At 64.2% G+C, this 21,279-nt stretch carries 16 protein-coding genes; 10 read left to right on the top strand and 6 right to left on the bottom strand.

Going from position 1 to position 21,279, the window contains the following annotated elements; translation table 11 throughout:
- The 3 genes from BL8807_RS04440 to BL8807_RS04430 all read right to left on the bottom strand — a co-directional run bounded on the left by BL8807_RS04440 (position 1) and on the right by BL8807_RS04430 (position 4,831).
- Entirely contained in the window at positions 1-2,064 is a 2,064-nt protein-coding gene (locus BL8807_RS04440) for a glycoside hydrolase family 31 protein (protein ID WP_072724303.1), read from the bottom strand.
- A 449-nt stretch (positions 2,065-2,513) separates the two neighbouring features.
- The gene (locus BL8807_RS04435) at positions 2,514-3,521 is read right to left on the bottom strand and encodes a LacI family DNA-binding transcriptional regulator (protein ID WP_072724485.1); all 1,008 of its coding nucleotides are present in this window, start codon (positions 3,519-3,521) and stop codon (positions 2,514-2,516) included.
- 203 nt (positions 3,522-3,724) lie between these two features.
- A complete protein-coding gene (locus tag BL8807_RS04430) occupies positions 3,725-4,831 on the bottom strand; it encodes an alpha/beta fold hydrolase (protein ID WP_072724306.1) in 1,107 nt (368 codons plus the stop codon).
- Positions 4,832-5,379: 548 nt separating this feature from the next.
- On the opposite strand from BL8807_RS04430, the gene BL8807_RS04425 reads away from it, so the two are divergent.
- The 7 genes from BL8807_RS04425 to pknB are packed head-to-tail and all read left to right on the top strand — an operon-like array spanning position 5,380 to position 14,233.
- Positions 5,380-6,081: an FhaA domain-containing protein gene (locus BL8807_RS04425; protein ID WP_072724308.1), complete on the top strand. Its 702-nt coding sequence runs from the start codon at positions 5,380-5,382 to the stop codon at positions 6,079-6,081.
- Between the two features lie 13 nt (positions 6,082-6,094).
- Positions 6,095-6,643, top strand: coding sequence for an FHA domain-containing protein FhaB/FipA (locus tag BL8807_RS04420; RefSeq protein WP_072724310.1), 549 nt, complete (start codon positions 6,095-6,097; stop codon positions 6,641-6,643).
- A gap of 4 nt (positions 6,644-6,647) precedes the next feature.
- Positions 6,648-8,294 (top strand): PP2C family protein-serine/threonine phosphatase, encoded by a 1,647-nt coding sequence (locus BL8807_RS04415; RefSeq protein ID WP_072724312.1) that lies wholly within the window; start codon positions 6,648-6,650, stop codon positions 8,292-8,294.
- Positions 8,294-9,721: an FtsW/RodA/SpoVE family cell cycle protein gene (locus BL8807_RS04410; protein ID WP_072724314.1), complete on the top strand. Its 1,428-nt coding sequence runs from the start codon at positions 8,294-8,296 to the stop codon at positions 9,719-9,721. Before BL8807_RS04415 ends, BL8807_RS04410 begins: the two co-directional genes overlap by 1 nt.
- A complete protein-coding gene (locus tag BL8807_RS04405) occupies positions 9,718-11,184 on the top strand; it encodes a peptidoglycan D,D-transpeptidase FtsI family protein (protein WP_072724317.1) in 1,467 nt (488 codons plus the stop codon). Before BL8807_RS04410 ends, BL8807_RS04405 begins: the two co-directional genes overlap by 4 nt.
- Complete coding sequence (locus tag BL8807_RS04400) at positions 11,181-12,155, top strand: serine/threonine-protein kinase (protein WP_072724319.1); 975 nt, start codon at positions 11,181-11,183, stop codon at positions 12,153-12,155. Before BL8807_RS04405 ends, BL8807_RS04400 begins: the two co-directional genes overlap by 4 nt.
- Positions 12,152-14,233 carry a Stk1 family PASTA domain-containing Ser/Thr kinase gene (pknB, locus tag BL8807_RS04395; RefSeq protein WP_072724321.1) on the top strand — a complete coding sequence of 694 codons (2,082 nt, stop codon included), beginning with the start codon at positions 12,152-12,154 and terminating at the stop codon, positions 14,231-14,233. The genes BL8807_RS04400 and pknB overlap by 4 nt, the downstream gene beginning before the upstream one ends.
- A gap of 223 nt (positions 14,234-14,456) precedes the next feature.
- Here the strand turns inward: pknB and BL8807_RS04390 are convergent, their stop codons facing one another.
- The 3 genes from BL8807_RS04390 to BL8807_RS04380 all read right to left on the bottom strand — a co-directional run bounded on the left by BL8807_RS04390 (position 14,457) and on the right by BL8807_RS04380 (position 17,147).
- A complete protein-coding gene (locus tag BL8807_RS04390) occupies positions 14,457-15,101 on the bottom strand; it encodes an anthranilate synthase component II (RefSeq protein ID WP_072724323.1) in 645 nt (214 codons plus the stop codon).
- A 158-nt stretch (positions 15,102-15,259) separates the two neighbouring features.
- Entirely contained in the window at positions 15,260-16,375 is a 1,116-nt protein-coding gene (locus BL8807_RS04385; protein ID WP_072724325.1) for a class E sortase, read from the bottom strand.
- Positions 16,376-16,379: 4 nt separating this feature from the next.
- Positions 16,380-17,147: a DUF881 domain-containing protein gene (locus tag BL8807_RS04380; protein WP_072724327.1), complete on the bottom strand. Its 768-nt coding sequence runs from the start codon at positions 17,145-17,147 to the stop codon at positions 16,380-16,382.
- Between the two features lie 82 nt (positions 17,148-17,229).
- On the opposite strand from BL8807_RS04380, the gene crgA reads away from it, so the two are divergent.
- From crgA to BL8807_RS04365, 3 genes are all read left to right on the top strand, one after another.
- Positions 17,230-17,784: a cell division protein CrgA gene (crgA, locus tag BL8807_RS04375; protein ID WP_193057498.1), complete on the top strand. Its 555-nt coding sequence runs from the start codon at positions 17,230-17,232 to the stop codon at positions 17,782-17,784.
- A 389-nt stretch (positions 17,785-18,173) separates the two neighbouring features.
- Positions 18,174-19,280 (top strand): ROK family protein, encoded by a 1,107-nt coding sequence (locus BL8807_RS04370; protein WP_072724329.1) that lies wholly within the window; start codon positions 18,174-18,176, stop codon positions 19,278-19,280.
- 76 nt (positions 19,281-19,356) lie between these two features.
- Positions 19,357-20,349, top strand: coding sequence for an ROK family protein (locus BL8807_RS04365; RefSeq protein WP_072724331.1), 993 nt, complete (start codon positions 19,357-19,359; stop codon positions 20,347-20,349).
- Positions 20,350-21,279: the final 930 nt, after the last annotated feature.

Genomic DNA, 21,279 nt, shown 5'->3' with positions numbered 1-21,279 from the left:
TTAGATTAGCGAAAGCAGTCCGTGGTCCTTGCCGTCGCGCGCGAACACGGGAACCACGTCCAGCGGGCAGTCGACGTCGACCAGCTCGCCGCCGCCGAACTCGCGTCCGGAATGCAGCTCGGCCCAGCGCACGGAGGCATCGCCCGGCAGGTACACCGACCGGCGGCGCGCGCCCATCTCGACGACCGGCGCCACCAGCAGATCCGGGCCGAACATGTACTCGTCGGCCACATCCGCCGCCCGCCCGTCATCGGGGAACTCATAGAACAGACCGCGGATCAGCGGCTGCCCCTCGCGACTGGCCTCCGCGAACAGGTCCCGCACATACGGACGCAGCGCCTCGCGCACATTGATGTACTTCACGAACACGCGCTCGACATCCTCCCCGAAGGTCCACGGCTCGTTGTTCACACCGGAGGGATCGCGCTGGCTGCCGTCGGCCGCGACGATCGCCTCGTCCATCCGGCCGTCGGGCTGGGCCCCCAGACGGTAGCCGTGGTTGCGCATCACCGGAGAGAAGCAGGAGAACTGGCACCAGCGCGCCAACAGCTCACGGAACGTCGGATCGTTGACATCGCCCAGCGCGAACCCTCCCATATCGGTGGTGAACCAAGGAATGCCGGCCATACCCATGTGGATGGCGCAGGTGATCTGCGACTTGAAATCGGCGAAGGTGGAATGCACGTCGCCGCTCCACACCAGCGCGCCGTACCGCTGGGCGCCGACCCATGCGCAGCGCGTGAGGTTGACGATCTCGCCCTCGCGCCCTTCGGCCAGCTGCCCCTCGTAGAAGGCACGGTTGTACTCGCGCGGGTAGATGTTGCCGGTGGAGACGTTCGGCCCGGAATGGTAGCGGTAGTTGGCGAAGTCGTAGGTGCCGTATTCCGGTTCGGCCTCGTCGAGCCAGAAGGCGTCCACGCCGAGATCCACATAGTTGGACTTGCACTTGCCCCACACGAACTCTCGTGCCTCGGGATTGGTGGCGTCGAAGAACTGGTTGGGTTCCTGGTACATATTCGCCACGTCGATGCCCCGCTCGGCGCTGACCAGCAGGCCGTTCTCCAACATATGCTCGTAGTTCTCGGATTTGAGCGCGATCTGCGGCCACACGGAGACCATCACCTTGATGCCCATCTCGTGCAGCTCATCGCACATCGCCTTGGGATCGGGCCAGAACTCCTCCTCGAAACGGAAGTCGCCCATATGCGGCCAGTGGAAGAAGTCGATGACAAGCACATCGATGGGAATCTCGCGGCGTTTGAACTCGCGGGCCACCTCGAGCACCTGATTCTGGTTCCAGTAGCGCAGCTTGCACTGCCAGAAGCCCAGGCCCCATTCGGGCATGGCGGGCGCATGGCCGGTCGCGTCGGCGTAATGACGTTCGATGTCGGCCGGGGAGTCGCCGGCGGTGACCCAATAGTCGAGCTGACGGGTGGACTGCGCCACCCAGCGGGTGCGGTTCTTGGCGAATTCGGCCGTTCCGATGGCGGGATTGTTCCACAGGAAGCCATAGCCCGCGGACGAGACGACGAAGGGGATGGACGCCTGGGAGTTGCGGTGGGCCAGCTCGAACGAGCATCCTTTGAGATCCATGTAGTTCTGCTGGTATTCGCCCATGCCGTAAAGGCGTTCGCGCTCGGAGGCCACGAAGGAGGCCTCAATCATCTGGCTGCCGCCGTCCGCCGGGCAGTAGTGGCGGGCGTGGAGTTTGAGCGCGCCGCTTTGCGGCATCTCCGTGAACAGCACGGTGCCGTCGGCTTTGGCGAAGCTCAGCTCGCACAGGTTTTCGGTGTGGCCCGCGCCGGGATTGCCTTCTCTGAACGCCTTCGCGGTGACGACGATATTGCCGTTGGACACGGTGGCGACGCCGCGCTCGTCGTCGATCTCGACGGCGATGGCGCCTTCCGGCTCATGATGCTCGTCAAGCAGTCCCCAATTGATTTCGGCGATCGGCATCTTTTTCGCGGCGCGCACGCGCATACTGTCCGCGCCCCACGGTTCCACGCGCAGCGTCTCGCCCTCGCCTCGCCATTCGAGGGTTCGCCCATCGGTTCTGAATGCCATCGCGACTCCTTCCGTCTCGACTTCTCCACTCTGGATTCTCTGTGTCGGGTTTTTCCGTGTTGACTTCTTCGTCGTTGCGCCGTTCGCCGCCAGCGCCGTCGGAGACGAGGTGCCTTCGCCGCCGTCCATCGTCGGCTCCGGCGTCTCCGGCCGCAGCGTCGCCACCTTTGGCTTCGACGCTTTCACTCGGCGTTTTGATCACCTTTATGGTGAACCGGTTCACACTATGAATATACGTCACCTGTTGCCATTCGTCAAATTAGGCGACACGCCATGTATATAACCGGTTCACCACGCCTTTCTTTAAGTCGAGCAATGTGGGGCTCAACACAGCCCAGCACAGCCCAACACGGTCAGGAACGCCACGTCTGCAGGCCATACTCGCGGCGTTGGTGTTCAGAGATGCCACCCCGCCCGGAACGTCGGCGGGATAAGCGTTGGCGATGCGATCAGAGCGCGCGCACCGACCCCTGATCGGTCAACGGCTGACTGACCAGTCTGGTCACCGAGGGGGCATTCGGCTTAGCGATACGCCGGCACAGGGTTTCAATCGTCTCCTCCGCCACCGCGGGCAGATCGATGTCAATCGACGTGTAAGGAATGCACATGCCGGCGCGCAGCACCTCAGGCACCACCACCGCGACCGAAAGATCACGCGGCACATCTATGCCCAGCTCCATCAGCACCTGCGACGTGGAGATCACCGTGTTGTCATCGTCGATGATCACGCCGGTCACCTGCGGAAAACGCGCGAGCACCGCCCGCAGTTTTTGTGTGGGATCCAAATCCCAGTCCTCGACCGGCGGCACATGCAGCGTAATCCCCCGCACGGCGGCCTCGGCCATCACCGACGTCCGGAATCGCACCGCATAATTCGACCCCTCATCAACAGGACTCTCAGGCGTATGAACCAAAGCCACCTCACGATGCCCCTGCTTGGCGAACAGGTCGACCACCTCGCGTGCGGCCCGCTCGAAATCGGTGTCCACCTGGTCAAGCCCCATCGAATCGGCGGGTATGCCCAACAGCACGGTCGGAACCTTCGATTCGACGGCCGCCTTCACGCGCGGATCCTCCCGATTGATGTCCATAATGATCAAACCGTCGATTTTGCGGGCGCTGGCCAGATCGCGAATCGCCTGCACGCCATTAGGGTTGCTCATCAGCAACAGGTCGTATCCCTGCTGTCGGGCGAAATTCGACAACTCGCACAGATACGCGCCGCGGGTAAGCGACAGCGACATGTTCTCGTCCGCGTTCACCAACAGACCGAACGTCATCGTTTTGGCCGTGGACAACGCGCGGGCCGTGTGATTCACCGTATACCCCAGCTTGCGCATCGCCTTATGCACCCGCTCGGCCGTGTCCGCGGGGATTCGCGGATTGCGAGAAATCACGTAGGAGACGGTCGTCTTGGACACCCCCGCCTCACGCGCCACATCATTGATTGTTGCCACGGCTTTCACTATAGCGCCGCCATACGCCGCCGCGACGCAATCCGAACCGAACATCGCGACGCGCGTTCGGAAGGCCTCGATCACATCCGTCCAACGCAACCCGCTCGACGGACATGGCATGGCGCGAGTCATGTCCTCAGGCGCAAACGACTCGAGAGGACCGACCGAGGCGAAGCGGATCGGCCATAACCTTGCGACCCGGACTAAACCGATTCGGAGATCGGCTCCGCGAAAAAGTCCAGTATCCGGTCGAGATACGGGCCGACCACCGCGTTCGGCATCGAGAAGATCTCATGTTCGGAGCCGTCGATGCGCACCAGCCGCGCCGATCCGCCGCCATCACGCACCCGCTCGACGAAGCGGTCCTGCGGATTGTTGAGCACCCACACGTCATGCCCCGCCTGGAACAGCATCAGCGGCGTTTCGATGGCGGCGCAGGCATCGCGATCCAAGACCGCCCGGCTCAGCCGCAGCGACTGGCGCACCCATTCGAACGCGGCGCTGTAGGTCTGGTATTCCGCGTGGTCGCAACGCATCTGGTGATACCAACGTTCACGCGCATGGCTGGAATACGGGTGCTGCCCCAAGTCGAGCGTGCCGTCGAAATCCGACTGACCGAACACGCGCATGCGGCCCATGCCGAGTCCGCACATCACTTCCGACAGCGCGCGGGCCAGCCAGTTCGGCATGCCGGTGGCGGGCGCGATCATCGGACACGACAGCACCGCCTTGTCGAACAGATCGGGATATCGCTCCAATACGGCCGCGCCGATGCCGCCGCCCATCGAATGGCAATACAGGTTCAACGGCTGGCCGTCGGCATACGAGCGGCCGATCGTCTGGGCGAAACCGGCCAAATCGGCGACGTAGCGCCGCCAGTCGTCGATCCACACCAGACTCGGATTGTCCATGTCGCGCGAGGATTTGCCGTGGCCGCGGTGGTCCAGGGCGCACACCGAATATCCGTTCAGCAGGAAATACCAAATCATCTCGCTGTATTTCTCCGCGAATTCGGTGAAGCCGTGGCTGAGCACGACGGCACCGCGGAAGGTCGCGGCGGCGTCGGATTCGCGCAGGTTCGCGAATTTGGTCACGTCATAGCACAGATAATGCAACTTGTCGCCGCCCGTCGAAGCGTCGGCGGATGGGGCGAACGGATCCGCGCCCGGAGGCAGGGGTGTCAGGCCAGCTTCGCGTTCGGCGTCCGAGGGGTCGAACCATCCTTCGTCGCAGCAGGCGGCGAGCGCCGGCATCACCGTCTGGCGCATCTCCTCCGCATATCGGTTTTCATCAATCAGGGCGAACTGCATGGCTTTATTGTAGGCCGCCCGCAACCCAAATTGACACCGTGACAACATCAATCCGTATAGCGCCTTGCCGACCTATCTGCGTTAGCGGTAGTGGATTTCGGGTGTTGCGGATATCGATCTGCGTTAGCGGTAGTGTCCGTTTGACGTTATCCCAAGTATGGCCGTTGAAATGATGGGGTGAATACTCGGCGTATCGCCTAAACCACACTACCGCTAACGCAGATAGACCTTTGCAGGGTCCCAAATCCACTACCGCTAACGCAGATAGGCCAGTCCGGGCACCACCGTGTCAGCATGCGCGCCCCCACGGACATGGCGCAAGGCCGGTCGGAGGCTACAGCCGACCCGCCAAGCCCCGACCACCGAGACGGAAACGGTCGAAGACGGCCCACGAGGGCCGGCCGAAGACGGACGGTGAAGCGAAGCGGTGAGGGACGGCGCAGGCGCGACGATGCGCCGCGCAATGGAGCTTTTGCAATTATCCGGACGGTTTTTGCGCTCTGTTCCACACGCCGCGTAGGATATGCAGAGAATAGAAAGGGATGACTATGAGCGTTCTCGACCGTTTTGAGAAAAGCGTGGAAGGCGCGGTCAATGGAGTGTTCGCCAAATTCGGCTCCAAAGACCTGCAGCCCGTCGACCTCTCCAGCGCGCTGGAGCGCGAGATCGACGCCGAAGCCATGCCGGTGGGCCGCGACCGCACGGTGGCCCCGAACGAATACCGTTTCAAGCTGAGCACCCCGGATTTCGACCGCATCGAATCGTGGGGCAGCGAGACCCTCGCCAACGAGCTGGCGGACAACCTCACCGAATACGCCAAAAGCCAGCACTATGCCTTCGTGGGCCCGGTGGTGGTGATCTTCGAAGAGGATCTCGACCTGGCCAAAGGCAATTTCAACCTTTCCTCCGAGTCCGTGCAGGGCAACGCCGTGCCTGTGACCACCGAGAGCCAGAGCGAGGACAATCCCGTGCTCGAGGTGAATGGTAACCAGTACCTCATCACCAAGGAGCAGACGGTGATCGGCCGCGGCTCCGGCTGCGACATCGTGATCGACGACCCGGGCATCTCCCGCCGCCATCTCGAGATCGACGTGACCGAGAACGGCGTGATCGCCCGTGATCTGGGCTCCACCAACGGAACGTATGTGGAAGGCCATCAGGTGCCCGCCGCCACGCTGCTCGACGGCAACACCATCACGATCGGCCGCACCCGCATCCTCTACTGGGCTTCCGCACAGGAGCAGGCGTAGTCAGCCAGCCGTTATGACCGAACTGACTTTCGCCCTGCTGAAATACGGGTTTCTGATTCTGCTATGGGTTTTCCTGTGGCTGGCGGTGCGCTCCTTGCACAAGGACATCGAGTCCTTCAGCCCGCGCCCATCGCGAGCCCGCCGTCGCCGCGAGCGCCGCGCCCGCAAGGCCGCCGTGGATACGCCCGCGCCGACGACACCGCCCACGCAGCCTCCCACACCCCGGGTGAGCACGCCGCCCACGCATGACATGCCCGCCGCCAACGCCGAGCCGACCCTGCTTGTGGTGATCGACGGCCCGCTGGCAGGCACGTCCGTGCCGTTGACCGGCGAGGTGATCACGCTGGGACGTTCCGCCACCAATACGGTGGTGCTGGATGACGAGTTCGTCTCTTCGCATCACGCCCGCGTGTATAAGGATCCCGCCTCCGGCCAGTGGGCCATCGAGGACCTGCAATCCACCAATGGCACGGTCGTCAACCAGCAGCGTCTGACCACGCCGACGATTCTGCCTGCGCGCGTGGCGGTGCGCATCGGCGCCACCACCTTTGAACTGAGGTAGCCGTATGCCCACTTCCGCAGCCTCCCAACCCTTGTTCCTGTATTCCACCACGGTGTCCGATGTGGGCACCGTGCGTTCGAACAACCAGGATTCGTCGTTCGCGGGCGAGCATCTCATCGCCGTATGCGACGGCATGGGCGGCCATGCGGGCGGCGACACCGCCTCGACGATCGCGATCCGCTCGCTCGCCCATATCGAACAGGACGACACCGGCGGCGACGTCGAGACCATCACCCGCATGATGGAGGCGTCCGTTCTGGCCGCGCACGACGCCATCGTCGGCAAGGCGAAGCGCGAGCGCAAGCTCGCCGGCATGGGCACCACGGTCACGGCCGTGGCGCTGGTCGCGGGCTATTGGGTGGTGGCCCATATCGGAGACTCGCGCGCCTATCTGCTGCGCGACGGCAGGCTGCAGCGCCTGACCTGCGACCACAGCTACGTGCAGCATCTCATCGACACGGGCCGCATCACGCCCGGCGAGGCGAAGAACCATCCGCAACGCAATGTGGTGATGCGTGTGCTAGGTGATTTCGACATCGACCCGCGCCCCGACATCGCCATCCGCAAGGCGCATCCGGCCGACCGTTGGCTGCTGTGCTCCGACGGCCTGTGCGGCGTGCTGGAGGATTCCACCATCGAAGAGGCGATGGCGACGATCTCCGATCAGGGCGAGTGCGCGCAGCGACTGGTGTCCATGGCGCTGAAGGCCGGCAGCACCGACAATGTGACCGCGGTGATCGCCGACGCGACGCTGGCCTTGGACGCCGACGCCTTCGACCTTCCGCATCAGACCCCGCTGGTCGGCGGCGCCGCCAGCCGCAGTCTGGAACCCATCGCCGACATCGTCAACGAGCCGGTCGCCTCGGCCCCGGTCCTGCGCGACGACAATTCCCCCGCCCAACGCGCCGCCGCGCTGATGCAGACCCGTTCCGGCGAGGACGAGGCCGCCGCGGCCACGACCCGCGTGGTCCAGCCCTCCACCGTGCGCGAGGAGAGCGGCGAGCGCGACAATCCCGACACGGGCGAGATTCCCGTGGTGCAGACGCCCGACGGGCGCATCACGGCCGATCCCAACGATCCGGAGGTGGCCAAGGCCATCCGCCACGAGCAGGATCTGCAGCAGCGGGCCTCGCGCACGAAGAAGCTCCGCAAGCGCCTGATCGCGGCGGGCATCGCCCTGCTCGCGGTGGTCGCTTTGGCCGCGGCCGGCGCGGGCGCCTACTGGTGGAGCCAGACGCGCTATTACGTCGGCAACGCGGACGGCAAGGTCGCGATCTATCAGGGCGTGCCCACGAATGTGTTCGGCTTCGAGCTCTCGCATGAGGTGGAGCGCACGTCCATCGACACGGCGGATCTGCCGCAGACGTGGATCAGCCAGCTTGAGCAGGGCATTGTGGTGGGAAGCCTGACCGAGGCGGAGAACCATGTGGAGATCATCCGCGACGAGATGACCAAGCTGCAGCAGGAGGATGACGACGCGGCCGCGACCGGCGAGACGGGCGCCGCGCCCGATGCCACCGCCAAGCAGGACGGCGGTTCCGACGGCGGTTCCGATTCGTCCGATGATTCGTCCAACGGTTCGTCCAACAGCTCCGGCTCGTCCGGTTCCGCTTCGGGCAGCTCCGCCTCCTCGCAGGGGGATGATGCCTGATGGTCGCCCTACGCCTGCGTCAGATCTCCCTGCTGCTGTTCGCCATGCTGATCAGCGCCCTCGCCTTCTTCCAGATGTTCCAGCGCACCACCGGCGGCTTTCCCACGCGTTTCGCCGCGATGCTGACGCTGGCGGCCCTGCTGTTCCTGCTGGTGTGGGGCCTGTGCATCCGCTTCCAGCCGTATGCCAGCCAGTCGATTCTGCCGTGCGTGCTGGTGCTTACGGCCATCGGCACGGTGATGATCGCCCGCATCGACCAGCAGAACGGGACCGACGTGGCCTTCCGCCAGCTGATATGGCTGTGTCTGGCGCTGGTGCTGGTCGCGCTGATCGTCGTGTTCCTCCAGGATTACCGCGTGCTGCGCCGCTTCTCCTACGTGAGCATGGTGGTGGGCCTGGTGCTGCTGCTCTCCCCGATGCTGCCGGTGATCGGCGTGGAGACGAACGGCGCGCGCATCTGGCTGAACGTGTTCGGTCTGGGCACCGTGCAGCCGGGCGAATTCGCCAAGCTTTTCCTCGCGTTCTTCTTCGCCGCGTACCTGTTCGACCACCGCGACCAGCTGGCCGTCGGCGGCAAGAAGGTGCTCGGCCTGCAATTGCCGCGCATCAAGGATATGGGGCCGATCATCGTGGTGTGGATCGCCTCGATGGGCGTGCTGGTGCTGCAGCATGATCTCGGCACCTCGCTGATGTTCTTCGCCATGTTCGTTTCGATGCTGTATGTGGCCACCGGCCGCAAAAGCTGGATCGTCATCGGCTTCATCGCCTTCGCCGCGGGCGCGGTGCTCGCCGCGAGCATCTTCAGCCATGTGGGTTCGCGCGTCGACGCCTGGCTGCAACCGTTCAGCAACGAGCAGTACAACAAGGCGTATGGCGGCTCCTACCAGATCGTCACCGGAATCTTCGGCCTGGCCTCCGGCGGCATGCTCGGCACCGGACTCGGCCAGGGGCATCCCTCGCTCACCCCGTTCGCCAATTCCGACTACATCTACGCCTCCGTGGGCGAGGAGCTGGGACTGACCGGCCTGCTGGCCGTGCTGATGCTGTATCTGCTCATCATCGCATCGGGACTGATCACCGCCATGAAGATCAAGGACGGCTTCGGCAAACTGCTCGCCTCCGGTCTGGTGTTCACCATGGCGTTCCAGGTGTTCACCGTGGTCGGCGGCATCACGCTGGTCATCCCGCTCACCGGCATGACCCTGCCGTATATGGCCGCCGGCGGATCCAGCCTGGTGGCGAACTCCATCCTCGCCGCCCTGTTACTGGTGATCTCGAACCAGGCAAACAAGCCCGAACCGGAGCTGAGCACCGACACCTTCCAATACGAGGCGCTGGCCGCCCTGCGCGAACGCGAGCTCAAGGAGCGCTCACGCGCCACCGAGGCGATCGTCCGCCCCCGCACGGTGACGGGAGGCACGCAATGAACAAGTACCTGCGTCAACTGTTCACCGCGGTGGTGGCCCTGTTCGTCGTCCTGGGCCTGTCCACCACCGTCATCATGGCGATCCGGGCCAACGAGCTGAACGCGGACCCGCGCAACAGCCGCAACCTCTACCACGAGTTCGGCGTCTCCCGCGGCGCGATCCTCGCTTCGGACGGCACGGTCATCGCCTCGTCCGAAGCGGTGAACGACGCGTTCAAATACCAGCGCACCTACAGCAACGGCAACGTGTACGCGCCCGTGACCGGCTATTTCTCCATCAGCCAAGGCGCGGACCGCGGCATCGAGGCCTCGCGAGGGCAGCTGCTCAACGGCGAATCCGACAGCCTGTTCTGGCAGCGGCTCAAAGCGGCGCTCACCGGCAGCGAAAACCAGGGCGCATCCATCGAAACCTCCATCGACCCGACCCTGCAGCAGCTCGCCTACGACCAGCTCGGCTCCAACGACGGCGCCGTGGTGGCCATCGAGCCGAAAACCGGGCGAATCCTCGCCATGGTGAGCACCCCCAGCTACGATCCGAACACCCTGGCCGACCATGATGCGACGGCCGCCGACAGCGCGTACCAGGAGCTGGTCAACTCCGAAAGCAATCCCATGCTCAACCGGGCCATCTCCGAGCTGTACCCGCCGGGATCCACCTTCAAAACGATCGTGGCGGCGGCGGCGCTGGAGACGGGCGACTATCAGGCGGATACGCAGATCCCCGCGGGCGCGACCTACACGCTGCCCGGCACCTCCACCGAACTGCCGAACTCCAGCTCCGCCGGCGCGGGCTCGAACGGCACCATCTCGCTGGAGGACGCCCTCGCCTACTCGTCGAACACGGCCTTCGCGCAGCTGGGCGTGGCCCTCGGCGCGGACACGGTGAACGAGATGGCCGAGAAACTCGGCTTCAACAGCTCGATCGTGGTGGACGGCACCGAATCGACCGGCACGCCGATGACGGCCACCGCCTCCCAATTCCCGCAAAGCCTGACCGACGACCGTCTCGCGCTGGCCTCCATCGGGCAGGGCGACACCACCGCCACGCCTTTGCAGATGGCGATGGTGGCCTCGGCCATCGCCAACGACGGCACGCTGATGCGCCCCACCTTGGTGGATCGTGTGCGTTCCAGCGATCTGACCGTGCTGTCGGAGACCAGCGCGCAGGTGATGAGCGAGGCGTTCAGCGCCAGCACCGCCGACACCCTCACGCAGATGATGGAGGCGGTGGTCACCAAGGCGAATCAGAACCTCTCGATCGACGGGGTGGCCGTGGCCGCGAAAACCGGCACCGCGCAGACCGGCGAAAGCAACGATTCCATCGACGGGTGGGTGATCGGCTTCGCCCCCGCCGACGATCCGCAAATCGCCATCGCCGTGGTCGTGCATAATGTGGATGTGTATGGCTCGCTCGCGGCCGGCCCGATTATGCGTGCACTGATGCAGGAGGCGCTACAGCAATGAAACTCATCGAAGGACAGCTGATCCACCGCCGCTACCGCCTCGACGCGCGCCTCGCGCAGGGCGGCATGGGCGAAGTGTGGAAAGGCTACGACATTCAGCTCGGGCGCGAGGTGGCCATCAAAGCGCTGCGATCGGACGTGACCAACGCCGAGGCCAAACTCCACCGTCTGCGGGCCGAAGCGCACAACTCCGCCAATCTGGCGCATCCGAACATCGCCGCGCTGTTCGAATACTACGAGCACGACGGCATCGGATTCCTCATTATGGAATATGTGCCCTCACGCTCGCTGGCGGACCGTTTCCACGCGCTGGACGGGCCGATGGATCCCACCGAACTGCTGCCGATCCTCATCCAGACCGCCCGCGGCCTGTTCATCGCGCACAGCCACGGCGTGATCCACCGCGACATCAAGCCGGCCAACATCATGGTCTCCGACAGCGGGGAAGTGAAGATCACCGACTTCGGCGTGAGCTACTCCACCAACCAGGCGCAGATCACGCAGGACGGCATGGTGGTGGGCACCGCGCAATACATCTCCCCCGAGCAGGCGCAGGGATTGCAGGCCTCGCCGCAGTCCGACATCTACTCGCTGGGGGTCGTGGCCTACGAGGGGCTCACCGGACACCGCCCGTTCACCGGCGCCACCCCGGTCGACATCGCCGCCGCGCATGTGAACAACCCCGTGCCGCCGCTGCCGGATTCCACGGACCTGCAGCTCGCGCAGTTCGTCATGTCGATGCTGGCCAAGGATCCGCTCGACCGACCCAAAGACGCGCTGGTCGTCTCACGCACGCTCGCACGCATCGAGCGCCGGCTGCTCGACCAGCAGACCGAAATGAACGACAACACCACCATGGTCACCCCCGGCGCGCGTGTTCCGCGCAGGGTGTCCAGCGCGCCGCGTCCGGCGGCGACTCTTCTGAGCACGAATCTGCGCACGAACCAGATGATTTGGAGGGAACAGCAATGAGCAGCATGCCGAGCGCACTGGCCAACGGCCGTTATCAGCTGGGACAGCTCATCGGCCGCGGAGGCATGGCGGAGGTCCGTGTCGCCCTTGACACGCGCCTGGGCCGCACCGTGGCCGTGAAGATCATGCGCGCGGATCTCGCCAACGACGAGATCTTCCTGAGCCGCTTCCGCCGCGAGGCTCACGCGGTCGCGCAGATGAACAACCCGAACATCGTCAACATCTACGACTCCGGCGAGGAGGCGGTGGTCGACGCCAACGGGCGCACCGAGCATCTGCCGTACATCGTGATGGAATACGTCAAGGGCCAGACCCTGCGCGACGTGATCAAGGTGAACGGGCCGCTGAGCCAGCGCGACGCCGAACAGGTGATGGTGGGCGTGCTCAGCGCGCTCGAATACTCGCACCGCATGGGCATCATCCACCGCGACATCAAGCCGGGCAACATCATGATCTCCGAGCAGGGCATGGTCAAGGTGATGGACTTCGGCATCGCCCGCGCCCTCGACGACTCCGCCGCCACCATGACCCAGTCGCAGGGCGTGGTCGGCACCGCGCAATACCTCTCGCCCGAGCAGGCGCGCGGCGAGACCGTGGATATGCGATCCGACCTGTATTCCGCCGGCTGCGTGCTCTATGAGATGCTCACCGGGCGGCCGCCGTTCACCGGCGACTCCGCCGTGGCGATCGCCTACCAGCACGTCTCCGAAGTGGCCACCCCGCCGAGCGCGGTGGTGCCGGGGCTGCCGAAGATGTGGGATTCGATCTGCGCGAAGGCCATGGCCAAGGACCGGCAGAACCGGTACGCGACGGCCGCCGAATTCAAGAACGACGTGCTCACCTACATGAACGGCGGCGTGCCCGTGGCGGCCGCGTTCAATCCGCTCACCGACTTGGCGAATATGAAGGCGCGCAAGCAGGCCGAACAGGATGCGGCGACGCAGGCCACGCAGGTCGCGGCGACCCAGGTGGGCGCGACCCAGGCGATGGCGCCGACCGAAACGGCCGCCACACAGGCCTTCAATCCGGTCACCGGGCAGTTCGAAAGCGTGCCCTCGGCCATCGCGCCGAACACGACCGACGCCGCGGTGAAAACCCGCGCCGAACAGCGGGCTGCGGCGGCCAAGGCGAAACGCAAGAAGCAGATCATCATCGGATCGATCGTCGGCGCGCTGGCGCTGATCGCCATCATCATCTGCGCGGTGCTCTTCATGAACGGCGGCGACGACCAGGCGGAAACCGTCACCGTGCCCACGTTCAACTCCACCACCACCAAAACCCGCGCGCAATCCGAGCTCGAGGCGCTGGGGCTTAAGGCGGAGATCAAGGATGTCGAATCCACCGAACCGGAAGGCACATTCGTCGACCAGACGCCCGCCGGCGGCGAGCAGGTCGAGGTGGGATCGACGGTGACCGTCGAATTCTCCGCCGGGCCGTCGTCGGTCCCCGTGCCCGATGTGACGGACTACAGTCAGGACGACGCGCGCGCCGCTTTGGAAGAGGCCGGATTCACGGTGAATTCCTCGGTGCGGCAGGAGGACAGCGACACCATCGAACAGGGCAACGTGACCCGCACCGACCCGGTGGCCGGCACCACGCAGTCTCAAGGCACCTCCATCACCCTGTACGTCTCCACCGGCATGACCACGGTGCCCGACGTCACCGGACAGACGCAGGAGCAGGCGCTGCAACTGCTGCAGAGCGAGCGCCACTTCAGCGTGGTGGTGCAGAACGAGACCTCCGACACGGTGGCCGCGGGATCGGTCACTCGCATGGAGCCGGGGGCGGGCAGCGCCATCGAACAACGCGGCAACATCACCATTTGGGTCTCCACCGGCAAGGAGCAGGTGAGTGTGCCCAGCGTGGTCGGACAGACCCTGGCGAGCGCGAGAAGCACATTGGAGGCGCAGGGCTTCACCGTGGCGGTCGCCACAGGCAGCTCGACCAACGACACCGCCGTGGTGACCGCGCAGGACATCACCGGCACAACCGACTCGGGGGCGACCATCACGCTGACCACCCGGGCCACGGAAACCGATCCGGACGACACCTCCGGCAACAACACCATGAATCGATAGCTCGACGGCCGACGGACAATAACGAAGGCCATCTCCCCTCTCGTCATCCTGAGCGGAGCACGAAGCGCGGAGTCGAAGGATCTCAGGTCATGTGAACAGCAGCGAGATCCCTCGACTCCGCTACGCTGCGCTCGGTATGACGGAGGGGAGTATATCTCCGATCCCAGGTACGTCACCACCGAGACGCTGCGCTCGGGATGCGGAAGGGAGGCTCCGCCAGGCCTTACCGACTGACCTTGGGCTGCAGACCGGCGGAACGGGCCACGGCGTCGCTCTGCCCGCAGACCGCCAGCCAATTGGCCAGCAGACGGTAGCCGTCCTGCGTCATCACGGATTCGGGATGGAACTGCACCGCGTACATCGGCAGATCGCGATGCTTGATGCCCTGGATGATGCGGTCGCCCTGCGTCCACGCGGTCACCACCAGCTCATCGGGCACGCTGTCCGGATCCACGGCCAGCGAATGGTAACGGGTCGCGGTCATCGGATTGGCCACGCCCTCGAAAATCTCATCGTCGATATGTTCCACCGGACTTGTTTTGCCGTGCATGATGGTGGGCGCGTGCCCCACCGTGCAGCCGTACACCTCGGCCAGCGCCTGCAATCCCAGGCACACGCCGAACATGGGCGTGCGGGTGGCTGCGCACAGACGGATCACGTCCTCGCTGGCGCCGGATTCGGCCGGAGCGCCCGGGCCGGGTGAGATCAGCACACCGTCGTAGGCGTCGAGCAGCCCCGGCTGCGCGGGATCGACGACGTCGTTGCGCACCACATCCACCGTGGCCCCTAGGGTTTTGAGATAGCCGACGATGGTGTAGACGAAGGAATCGTAGTTGTCCACCACGAGGATGCGGGCCGAATCAGTCATAATCGCTCCTTGAAAACCGTACTGCCCACCATCCTAAGCCCATATCGCCGCCGCTCGCCCGAATGCGCCGCATGCCGGATGGCCGCATAGCCACACGGCCGGCGGACAAGCCGCGACACGTGGCGGTCCGGCCACGGCGGGCAACCGCACGCAGCCGGCTAGTCGACGGCGGTGAAGTTCGACATCTCCTGCAGGATGGGAATATTGGCCGCGGCCCACGGGAATCCCCATTGGAACAGGGCCGCGGCGGCCGCGAAGATCAGCAGCGCGAGCATGATGAGGCGGACCGGCAGCACGCCCGGGTGGATACGCAGCAACCAGCCGTAGATGCTGGCGTCGGGCCGACGGCGTTCGCCGGAGCGGATCTGGCGCAGCACCGGCCACCGCCAGGCGACGGCGGCGGCGATGAACAGCACGGCCCAGACCACCAGCGCGCCGATTACGAAGGGCTGGAGCGAGTCGATACGCGACACGACCGACTGCGTGCTTGTGCTGGCGAATTTCACCGCGCCCTGCTCGTCCGTGGTGGCGAGTTCGGCGGGCACGCCGTCGGAGACCTTGGCCCAATAATCCAGCTCGCCGTATGCGATCCAGCGGTGGGTGGGGGTGGAGTATTTCGGCTCGCAGGTCGTCAGGGTGATCATGCGCTTGGTGGGCGTCTCGCCGGGGTTCTCCGGGTTCGGCGAGATCACGTACACGTCTTCGGGCAGCACGATTTCGTAGGACGTGTAGGTGTAGACGTACCAGTAATCCTCGGTGCGGATGATGATTTTGTCGCCCTCTTCGAGCTTGTCCACGTCGCCCAGCGGCTGCCCGTAGCCGTTGCGATGGCCGGCGATGGCGAAGTTGCCCACCTGTCCGGGCATTTGCGAGGTGGTGTAGTGGCCGAGTCCGTGCCGGTTGAGCTGTTCGAGGCTGGTCCCCTCCACCAGGTTGCGCTGCCAGCTGCTGCCGAAGCGCGGGATGTACACCTGGGCGATGAGGTCGCCTTCCTGCGCGCTTTCCGGCTGCAGGGGCGGGTCGCCCTCCTGCGCCTGCGCGATGGTCACTTCCTCGCCGTCCTCGCCAGGTTCGCTCCATGAGACGGATTCCAGCGTCTGGGCCTGTTCGTGTTCGGATTGGACGCCCGTCCACCACATCTGCCATGCGACGTACAGGGCGCAGACCACCGCCATGGTAAGCAGGATCTCCGCCACGATGCCGAGGATCTGCCAGCCGATCCCCCGACGATGCTCGCCCTGCACGGCGACTTTTCTGTGAGAGGCATGTTTCATTCGTCTATTCCTCGTCTTCGTCTGATTTCACTGTGGCATACTTTAGCGGCTGCAGTAGAGCCGCCGATTCGGGGAACTGCAGGTTGTCCTCGTCCTGCACGTCATAGCCGATGCCGAACGCGCTCACGTATTCCTGCAGGATGGAGATGGCTTTGGATTCGTTCAGCGCCGCCCGCAACTGTTCGGGGTCGCCGATCGCGGAGATGGTGAACGGCGGGGAATATTTTTGTCCGTGCAGCGAGAGCACGTTGCCCGAGCAGATCACGGCGGAGTTGAACAGCACGCGCTGGTCCATGATCATCATCGCGGTGGCGCCGCCCGCCCACAGCGCGTTCACCACGGATTCCACGTCCTGCTGGTGGATCACGTAATCGTTGATGTTGTCGGCCGAGCCGGAGTTGTTGACGGCGTTCTCCCACAGAGGCGAATCGTTGAGGGTGACCGTCACGCCCTCGCCTTCGACGGCGGGGAGCACCAGGCTGGAGTCCTCGCCGGAGGTCTCGCCGTCGGCCGTCTCGTCGTCGGAGTTCGATCCGATCACTTCGGTGAGCGTGTCGATTTGGGAGCTGAGGTCGGTGATGTCTTGCTGCAGCTGGTTGATCTCGCCGACACCCTGCTCCACCAGATCGGCCGTGTCGGAGGTGACGACCGACGTGCGGTTGACGCGCACGTTCGTCATCAGCAGGTATCCGCTCAACGCCACGACGACGAAAACCGCGACACCCGCCACCCAAGAGCGCTTCGCGCTGTGTCTGCCGGTATGTTTTGCCATGAATTCCCCGCTTATTGTGAGCGTTGTTCGCTAGTTTCGAGTGTAGCCACTATTATGACTTTTAGCCTATTGAATGGAGACTATGCTGATGGCTGACCAAGAGCTGCACGAAACCGACTCGAACGAGCAGAAGGACTGGCAAAGCGAAGTCCAGAGCGAGGCCCCGAGCGAGGCCGCGGCGACGGCTGAGACCGACGTCCAGGCCGACGCGAGCGCGACCGCCGAGGCCGAGACCGACGCCGACGCCACGACCGCCGAGGCTGAGACCGACGACGCCAAGGCCGAGGATTCCGCCGAAGTCGACATTGAGGATCTCGGCATCGATATGGAGCAGGTGCAGGCGGTGCTCAACGCCACCGCCGACAAGGCGACGCTGACCCCGCAGATGCGCCGCATGATGACCCGCCAGGCGGAGAACACCAAGCGCGTGGAGGAGTCCATCAAGGGCACCAAGTCGAATCCGCGCTGGTTCGTGCCGCTGTTCTGCACGCTGATGATCATCGGCCTGATCTGGGCCGTGGTCTACTACCTCTCGCCGTCCGGCTCCTGGCCGATTCCGAATATCGGCGCGTGGAACCTGGCCATCGCGTTCGCGATCATCATGGTCGGATTCCTGATGACCATGTGGTGGCGCTGACCGGCGTAGACCAACGACTCTTTACGGCGAAGGGGCCGGTCCGGCGAAGGGACCGGCCCCTTCGTCGTTGTCCGATATTCGGACCCTCCCGTCGGGTTGCGGGCATGCATGGTTCCGCGCCACGGCGACGCGCCCCCACCCTCTTCAGTTAGGAATATTTACATCAATCCCTAATTATCGAGGTAGTGTTTTCAGACATCTGACGTCATGACAGCCAGTCAACCCGCGTTTGCTCAGAAAATGAAGCTTCAGCGACACCAGCCCATACAGGCAAGTACCCAAAACCCACCCTCATATATTTGTTAAGTTCCTTACTTTTGTGATACACTAAAATGGCCGCTGCAACGATGCTTTACCCCCGCACGCCTATTATCTAAGGAGGTTTTCCTATGAACGCACCTCGCGCTGCTTCCAAGGCCGATCCCTCTGATATCCGCGTCATCAACCGACTGCTCATGTTCGACCTGCTGTTTCCGCAGAACCGCATGTCCCGCGCCGAGCTCGGCCGCCAAACCGGCCTGTCGCGCGTGGCGGCGTCCGAAGCCGCGTCCGACATGCTGGACAAAGCCATTCTGCGCGAAAGCGGCACCGACGAACGTGAAGGACGCGGCAAGCGCGGCCGTCTGCTCACCATCGACCCAGACGTCTGGCGCATCGTCTCCATCGACCTTTCACAGCCCTACGTCATGCGCGGCGCACTGGTCAATCTGCAAGGCCACATCGTGCACCGCATGGAACTCCCGCTGGAGGCCGCCAACACCGTCAGCCTTGACGACGTCATCGACACCATCCGCGAACTCATCGACCGGGCCTCCGACCATGTGCTCGGCATCGGCATCTCCATCCCCGGCGTCGTGACCACCGAAGGCCGCGTCATGCTCTCCGCCAACCTCGGCTGGAAGAACCTCGAGCTGCGCGACCTCATCGAAGGCGAATTCGGCGTGCACACACGCGTGTGCAACGATGCCAACACGGCGCTGCTCGCCGAACGATTCCTCGGCGACGGCAGCCCCGACTCCCTCTTCATCCAAATCACCAGCGGCATCGGCGCCGCCGTGCTGGTCGACGACAAAATCGTGTACGGAATCGGCCACGCGGCCGGCGAAATCGGCCACGTCGTCGTCGAACCGAACGGTCCCGAATGCCCCTGCGGCAAGCGCGGCTGCCTGGAAACGCTGATCTCAGCACCCGTGCTCCACGCCAAACTCATCAACGAACCAGACCAACGCCAGGAAATCCTCACCCACGCGGGCGAGCTGCTCGGCACCGCGCTGTCCATGCCGACGAGCCTGCTCGACCTGTCCGACGTGGCCATCTACGGCCCTGCGGACATCGTCGGCGAAACCTTCCTCAGCGCGGCCGAACAAACCGTCAACCGTCTCACCTCATCCCAATTCCACACCCCCACACGCGTCCGCCGATGCGAACAGGGCGACGATATCGTGCTGTTGGGGCAGGCGGTCGCAGTGATGCAAGCACGTGTGGGGCGACTATGACCCCGCCGCGCAACCATCGAAACACACGTGCCACAACTTGCGACGACGCGGTGACACGGCTCGCCAGAAAGGACCAATGATGACATCACCTCTGCTGCTCGGCATCGACATAGGGGGCACCAAGATTATGGCGTGCCTGTACGATTCCGACTTGACGCTGCTCGCCGCCACCAGCGTGCCGACCCCCGCAAGCGAAGGAGGCGACGCGATGATCGCCGCGGCCTGCGCGATGGGCGAGACACTGGCCTTGGATCTGGGAGGCGAGTCCGGCTCTGGACTGGGCGCGACCCTCACCGAGGCGGGCAAGGCATGGGCCGAAACCCACGCCGGCGAGACGCCGAACATCGCCGCGATCGGCGTCGGCGCGGCCGGACTGATCGACTCGGAGAACGGCGTCGTGACGGCGGCGTCCGATTCATTCCAAGGCTGGGCCGGATACGAGGTCCGCTCCGCGCTGCAGCATTGGCGCGACGTGCCGGTGGCGATGGAAAATGACGTGAACGCCTTCCTGATCGCGCAGATGGCCAACCGTCCGCAAAGCGAACAGCGGCGCAGCGTGCTGGGGCTGATGCTCGGCACCGGCGTGGGCGGCGCGCTGTGGCTCAACGGCGGCATCTTCCGCGGAACCGGCTATTCAGCCGGCGAAATCGGCCATATTCCGGGATTCGACGACGTGCCCTGCACCTGTGGAGCGCGCGGGCATCTCGAGGGACTGGCCGGCGGACGCGGCATCGCGCGGCTGTGGCATGAGGCCACCGGCGGCGATGAGGACACCCGCGAGGTCGGCGATCTGGCCCGCTCCGGCGACGAACGCGCGCTGGCGCTGTGGGATCAGGCCGGCGACAGCGTGGCCAAGGCCGTGGCCATCTGCCAGTCGCTGCTTGATATCGACGAAGTGGTGATCGGCGGCAGCGTGGCAAAGTCGTGGGACCTGCTGGAACCCGCGATTCGACGCGGCATTGAGGCCTACCCGGTGCCCATCGCGCGTGAGGTGGCGATCGCCCACGCCGACGATGGCGATGACACCGTGGCCCGAGGCGCCGCCGCCTCCGCCCGTCTGCTGCTGTAGCACTGTAGCGATGTAGCACTGTAGCGCCGTTACGCTGTGGCGCAGTGATGCCGTAGCACCGTAAGCGCCATATGGCATAGCACCATATGGCATAGCACTGCGGTTGGCCACATACGGCACGGATACCACCCCCACCCTCCATACGCATTGCAAACCGTCAGAAGATCCCGTGAAACATGATGATTACCCATGTTTCACGGGATCTTCTGTTACACCCCCGTCGGATTGTGTTGTAAAGCATGATGGTCGATTGCGGGCGAGGCTGGTGCGGATATGAGTCCGGTGCGGATCCGAGCGGATCCGGCGCAAGGCCAGCGCTGGTCCGGCGCGAGGCTGGTGCGAGGCTGGTGCGGGTCCGGCGCGGGTGCTGGTGCGAATACGAGCCTGATGGGTTACTGATGCGGATGCGGATGCGGACACAGTGTGGTGCGGCTGCTGGTGCGGATGAGAAGCTGGGCCGTCGACAAGCGGAGACAGTTATCCACCGCGTACGAGACGCCAAGCAGGTTGAGTTATCCACTTACGCACATGATGTGGAAAGTGTTATCCACAGTTATGCACTGTTGGAAAAGTTATCCACATTCAGTTATCCACAGTCGAATTTCGGCATTATTTCAACGTTTTATTATCCACATTGGCATGGTGGATAAGTTGTGCACAACTCACCTGTGGGGATAACTGTGGATAACTCACATGGTTTATCCACATTGTTTTCCACATGATGTGGAAAACTACACGCGTGTAATTCACCGGCGGAAGTGAAGACTGCGTTGCGCTTGGGATGATGCATCAGAGGCACCTCTCCGGTCCGGATGCGAGGCTCAAACGACCCGTGCCGATTATCCGGTTCGGACTATCTGCGTTAGCGGTAGTGGAAACAAGAGAGTGCAAAAGTCGATCTGCGTTAGCGGTAGTGCCCTTTTGACGTTA

Source organism: Bifidobacterium lemurum (assembly GCF_014898175.1).
GTDB lineage: Bacteria > Actinomycetota > Actinomycetes > Actinomycetales > Bifidobacteriaceae > Bifidobacterium > Bifidobacterium lemurum.
Note: the sequence above shows the minus strand (reverse complement) of the source record. Positions and strands in the feature narration are given on the sequence as shown.

Coding starts and splice junctions, on each gene's coding strand:
- BL8807_RS04440 (WP_072724303.1), bottom strand. CDS start 2,064: ATGGCATTCAGAACCGATGGGCGAACCCTCGAATGGCGAGGCGAGGGC.
- BL8807_RS04430 (WP_072724306.1), bottom strand. CDS start 4,831: ATGCAGTTCGCCCTGATTGATGAAAACCGATATGCGGAGGAGATGCGC.
- BL8807_RS04425 (WP_072724308.1), top strand. CDS start 5,380: ATGAGCGTTCTCGACCGTTTTGAGAAAAGCGTGGAAGGCGCGGTCAAT.
- BL8807_RS04420 (WP_072724310.1), top strand. CDS start 6,095: ATGACCGAACTGACTTTCGCCCTGCTGAAATACGGGTTTCTGATTCTG.
- BL8807_RS04415 (WP_072724312.1), top strand. CDS start 6,648: ATGCCCACTTCCGCAGCCTCCCAACCCTTGTTCCTGTATTCCACCACG.
- BL8807_RS04410 (WP_072724314.1), top strand. CDS start 8,294: ATGGTCGCCCTACGCCTGCGTCAGATCTCCCTGCTGCTGTTCGCCATG.
- BL8807_RS04405 (WP_072724317.1), top strand. CDS start 9,718: ATGAACAAGTACCTGCGTCAACTGTTCACCGCGGTGGTGGCCCTGTTC.
- BL8807_RS04400 (WP_072724319.1), top strand. CDS start 11,181: ATGAAACTCATCGAAGGACAGCTGATCCACCGCCGCTACCGCCTCGAC.
- pknB (WP_072724321.1), top strand. CDS start 12,152: ATGAGCAGCATGCCGAGCGCACTGGCCAACGGCCGTTATCAGCTGGGA.
- BL8807_RS04390 (WP_072724323.1), bottom strand. CDS start 15,101: ATGACTGATTCGGCCCGCATCCTCGTGGTGGACAACTACGATTCCTTC.
- BL8807_RS04385 (WP_072724325.1), bottom strand. CDS start 16,375: ATGAAACATGCCTCTCACAGAAAAGTCGCCGTGCAGGGCGAGCATCGT.
- BL8807_RS04380 (WP_072724327.1), bottom strand. CDS start 17,147: ATGGCAAAACATACCGGCAGACACAGCGCGAAGCGCTCTTGGGTGGCG.
- crgA (WP_193057498.1), top strand. CDS start 17,230: ATGCTGATGGCTGACCAAGAGCTGCACGAAACCGACTCGAACGAGCAG.
- BL8807_RS04370 (WP_072724329.1), top strand. CDS start 18,174: ATGAACGCACCTCGCGCTGCTTCCAAGGCCGATCCCTCTGATATCCGC.
- BL8807_RS04365 (WP_072724331.1), top strand. CDS start 19,357: ATGATGACATCACCTCTGCTGCTCGGCATCGACATAGGGGGCACCAAG.